General features: G+C 67.3%; 5 protein-coding genes. All 5 read left to right on the top strand.

Features of this window, described 5'->3' with window-relative positions:
• Position 1: 1 nt before the first annotated feature.
• Positions 2-667, top strand: coding sequence for a 23S rRNA (guanosine(2251)-2'-O)-methyltransferase RlmB (rlmB, locus tag KH616_RS22795; protein ID WP_292252165.1), 666 nt, complete (start codon positions 2-4; stop codon positions 665-667).
• 14 nt (positions 668-681) lie between these two features.
• The gene (locus KH616_RS22790) at positions 682-1,563 is read left to right on the top strand and encodes an N-acetylmuramoyl-L-alanine amidase (RefSeq protein ID WP_292252166.1); all 882 of its coding nucleotides are present in this window, start codon (positions 682-684) and stop codon (positions 1,561-1,563) included.
• 84 nt (positions 1,564-1,647) lie between these two features.
• The gene (gene rpiA / locus KH616_RS22785; protein ID WP_292252164.1) at positions 1,648-2,343 is read left to right on the top strand and encodes a ribose-5-phosphate isomerase RpiA; all 696 of its coding nucleotides are present in this window, start codon (positions 1,648-1,650) and stop codon (positions 2,341-2,343) included.
• Positions 2,344-2,612: 269 nt separating this feature from the next.
• Positions 2,613-3,329 carry an FCD domain-containing protein gene (locus KH616_RS22780; RefSeq protein WP_292252163.1) on the top strand — a complete coding sequence of 239 codons (717 nt, stop codon included), beginning with the start codon at positions 2,613-2,615 and terminating at the stop codon, positions 3,327-3,329.
• 102 nt (positions 3,330-3,431) lie between these two features.
• The coding region (locus KH616_RS22775; RefSeq protein ID WP_292252162.1) for a Gfo/Idh/MocA family oxidoreductase at positions 3,432-3,760 on the top strand (329 nt) is incomplete at its 3' end.

Genomic DNA, 3,760 nt, shown 5'->3' with positions numbered 1-3,760 from the left:
GTTGTACGACCAGACGCGTCGCGACCGCCGCATGCAGGATTTCCTGCACACCGCGAAGGAAGCGGGCGTGCGGCTGATCGCGGCCGACGAGACGCGTCTCTGGGGACTTGCGCACACCGAGCGCCACCAGGGCGTCGTCGCGCGCGTCGAGGATATTCCGCTGGCGCAGAACCTGTCGGAACTGCTCGACGGCCTGTCGGGGCCGGCGCTCCTGCTGGTGCTGGACGGCGTGACCGATCCGCACAATCTCGGCGCATGCCTGCGCGTGGCCGATGCGGCCGGCGCCCATGCGGTGATCGCGCCGCGCGATCGCGCGGTGGGCCTGAACGCGACGGCGGCCAAGGTTGCGAGCGGCGCGGCCGATACCGTGCCGTACATCACGGTGACGAATCTGGCGCGTGCGCTGCGCGAGCTGAAAGAGGCAGGCGTGTGGGTCATCGGTACGTCGGACGATGCGCCGGCGACCGTCTACGAAACCAAACTCGACGGCCCGGTCGCGCTCGTGATGGGAGCGGAGGGCGAAGGCATGCGCCGGCTCACGCGCGACACCTGCGACGAGGTCATGAGCATTCCGATGGCGGGCAGCGTCGAAAGCCTGAACGTCTCGGTCGCGAGCGGCGTGTGCCTGTACGAAGCCGTGCGGCAGCGGCGCGTGAAGGCGGCCTGAGCGGGGCGTACGGGATGCGCCGGTGCATTCGCGTTGCCGCCGGGCTGTTCGCCGCGGCGGCGCTGTCAGCCTGCACGACGCCGGGCCTGACCGATCGCGGCGCGTACTATGCCGACACGACGCACACGGCGAAAAGTGTCGACTCCCGCGTGCGCTTCCTCGTCATGCATTACACGCAGGTCGACGAGGCCGGCGCATTGCGCGTGCTGACGGACGACGAAGTCAGCGCGCATTATCTGGTGCCGGCGCATCCGCGCGTCGAGCGTGGCATGCCGGTCGTCTATCAGCTCGTGCCGGAATCGCAGCGGGCCTGGCATGCGGGCGTGAGTGCATGGCAGGGCGCGACGGAGTTGAACGCGGCATCGATCGGTATCGAGAACGTCAACCTCGGTCCGGTCGATACGCCGCAGGGCCGCAACTGGCAGCCGTATCCGCCCGCGCAGGTCGATGCGCTCATTCGTCTGGCGAAGGATATCGTCGCGCGTGACGGGATTTTGCCGACGCGTGTGGTCGGACACAGCGACATCGCACCGCAGCGCAAGCTCGATCCGGGGCCGCTGTTTCCGTGGCGTGCGCTCGCGCAGGCTGGCGTCGGCGCGTGGCCTGACGACGCGACGGTCGTCGCGCGTCTCGCCGGGCGCGATCCGCACGCCAGCACCGACGTGCGGGCGTTGCAGCAGAAACTCGCGCGCTACGGCTACGACGTGCCGACGGACGGCGTGCCCGATGCGCGCACGCGCGCCGTATTCGCCGCATTCCAGATGCATTTCCGACCGTCGGACTATTCGGGCAACGCGGATGCGGAAACGGAAGCGATCGCGCAGGCGCTGCTCGACAAATACGGCGGTGCGGAACCGGCTGCGAACCCCGCGCAGGATTCCGGCAGCACGCGGTGAGCTGTCGCATGCCGCAATCGCGCTGACGGGCATTCGACTCCGGTAAACTGGCGGTTTTCCGCCATCCCACAGCCTCACCCTCTCATGACTCAAGACGAACTCAAACGCCTCGTCGGCCAGGCCGCGGCCGATTACGTGATCCAGAACGTGCCGGAAGGCGCGGTGATCGGTGTCGGCACCGGCTCGACCGCCAACTGCTTCATCGACGCGCTCGCGGCCGTCAAGTCGCGTTATCGCGGCGCGGTATCCAGCTCGATCGCAACGACGGAGCGCCTGAAGGCGCACGGCATCCAGGTCTTCGACCTGAACGACGTCGATGCGCTGCAGGTCTATGTCGACGGCGCGGACGAGATCGACGCGAGCGGCGCGATGATCAAGGGCGGCGGCGGTGCACTGACGCGCGAGAAGATCGTGGCGTCGGTCGCCGAGACCTTCGTCTGCATCGCGGACGCCAGCAAGCGTGTGCCGGTGCTCGGCGCGTTTCCGTTGCCGATCGAAGTGGTGCCGATGGCGCGCACGGCGATCGGCCGGCGCGTCGCGGCGCTGGGCGGCGTGCCGGTGCTGCGCGTGACGAAGGACGGTGCGCCGTACATCACCGACAACGGCAACGAGATCATCGACGTGAAAGGTCTGCAGATTGTCGAGCCGCGCGGTCTCGAAGCACAGATCAACAGCTGGCCGGGCGTCGTGACGGTCGGACTGTTCGCGGTACGCGGTGCGGATCTGTGCCTGCTCGGCACGGAGAGCGGCGTCGAGACGATCGTGTATCCGCGCGGCTGACGACACCGAGATGCAGTGCATCCTGCACTGCGTCGTCAACGCTGGTTGAAATCGAGGCCCGGCAAGCGCCAAGCGCGCTTGCCGGGCTTTTTTTGAAGCCTCGTCAATCTCCCTGTCATGAGGAGGGATAACCCTGTCAGGTGTTTACCAGATAGCGAAACGGCCTCGAAACTCATCAACTTATAGATCATAAGAACAAAAGTGGTAACAGGGCCGGCGGAACTGCGGAGCAGTGATTCGCAGTAAATAGAGACGCACGGGGAGGTGTCATGGAGCAGGGCAAAGACCGGTCACTGGTCGCTAAAGTGATGGATGGACTTGTCGCGGGCATTGTCGAGGACAAGTACGGCGGCATCCTGCCGCCGCAGGACGTGCTGTCGAAGGATTTCGACGTGAGCCGCACGGTGATGCGCGAGGCATTGTCGATGCTGCTCGCACGCGACATGCTCGATGTCCGCCCGAAGGTCGGGACGCGCGTGCGGCCGATGCGCGACTGGCGCATGATCGACGAGGATGTCGTCAGCTGGCGGTTCCGGGCCAAGCCCGACCCGCAGTTCATGCGCGACGTCATCGAATTCCGGATGCTGATCGAGCCGCGCGCCTGCGCGCAGGCGGCGGTGCGCGCAAGCGCGACCGAGGTCGCCGGCATTCGGGAGGCCTTCGAGGCATTCAAGGTACTGCAGCCGGGCGAGGCCGGCTACGACGCGGCCGATGAACTGCTGCACACGCGGATCGTCCACGCGAGCGGCAACCAGTTCTTCCAGCAGATGGCCGCGATCGTGCGCGGCGCGGTGAAGCTCGTGAACCCGCGCGTCGCGCAGAAGGAAGGCGCACACGATGTCGCCGTCAAGGCGCATGCGCGCGTCGTCGATGCGATCGAGCGGCGGGATCCGCGCGAAGCCGAGGCGGCCTCGCTGGCGCTGATCGACTTCAGCGCCGACGAAATCTCGCGCGACTTTTCCGTCGAGGTGCCCATGCGCGCCTGACGCGGCGCGCAGTGTGCGCGTCCGGTCGCCGGCCTGCCGTTTATCATGACGGCAGGCCGGCTTGGTGTCGGTCATCGTGATACGACCGACACAGAGATCCGGATGAACGATTTCGATACACGCCCGATACGTTTCGGCATCGTCGGTGCGGGCAGCATCGCGCGCCGCTTCGCGCACAGTCTCGCCCATGTGCCCGGCGCCGCGCTTTCAGGCGTCTGGGCGCGCCGCGCCGACGCCGCAGCAGCGTTCTGCGCGGCCCACGGCGGCACGCCCGCCGCCACCCTCGAGATGCTCCTCGCCGGCGACGTCGATGCGATCTACATCGCCACGCTCAACGGCAGCCACGCCGATTATGCGCGTGCAGCGCTCGCCGCCGGCAAGGCCGTGCTCTGCGAAAAACCCGCGGCGATCAGCGGCGCGCAGATCGAGAC

The sequence above is a fragment of the Burkholderia sp. genome (genome assembly GCF_018375725.1).
GTDB lineage: Bacteria > Pseudomonadota > Gammaproteobacteria > Burkholderiales > Burkholderiaceae > Burkholderia.
The sequence above is the reverse complement of the archived record's forward strand: the minus strand, read 5'-3'. Positions and strand labels throughout refer to the sequence as shown.

What these genes read in the sequence shown, in the direction of transcription:
- KH616_RS22790 (WP_292252166.1), top strand. Translation starts at nt 682, where the DNA reads ATGCGCCGGTGCATTCGCGTTGCCGCCGGGCTGTTCGCCGCGGCGGCG.
- rpiA (WP_292252164.1), top strand. Translation starts at nt 1,648, where the DNA reads ATGACTCAAGACGAACTCAAACGCCTCGTCGGCCAGGCCGCGGCCGAT.
- KH616_RS22780 (WP_292252163.1), top strand. Translation starts at nt 2,613, where the DNA reads ATGGAGCAGGGCAAAGACCGGTCACTGGTCGCTAAAGTGATGGATGGA.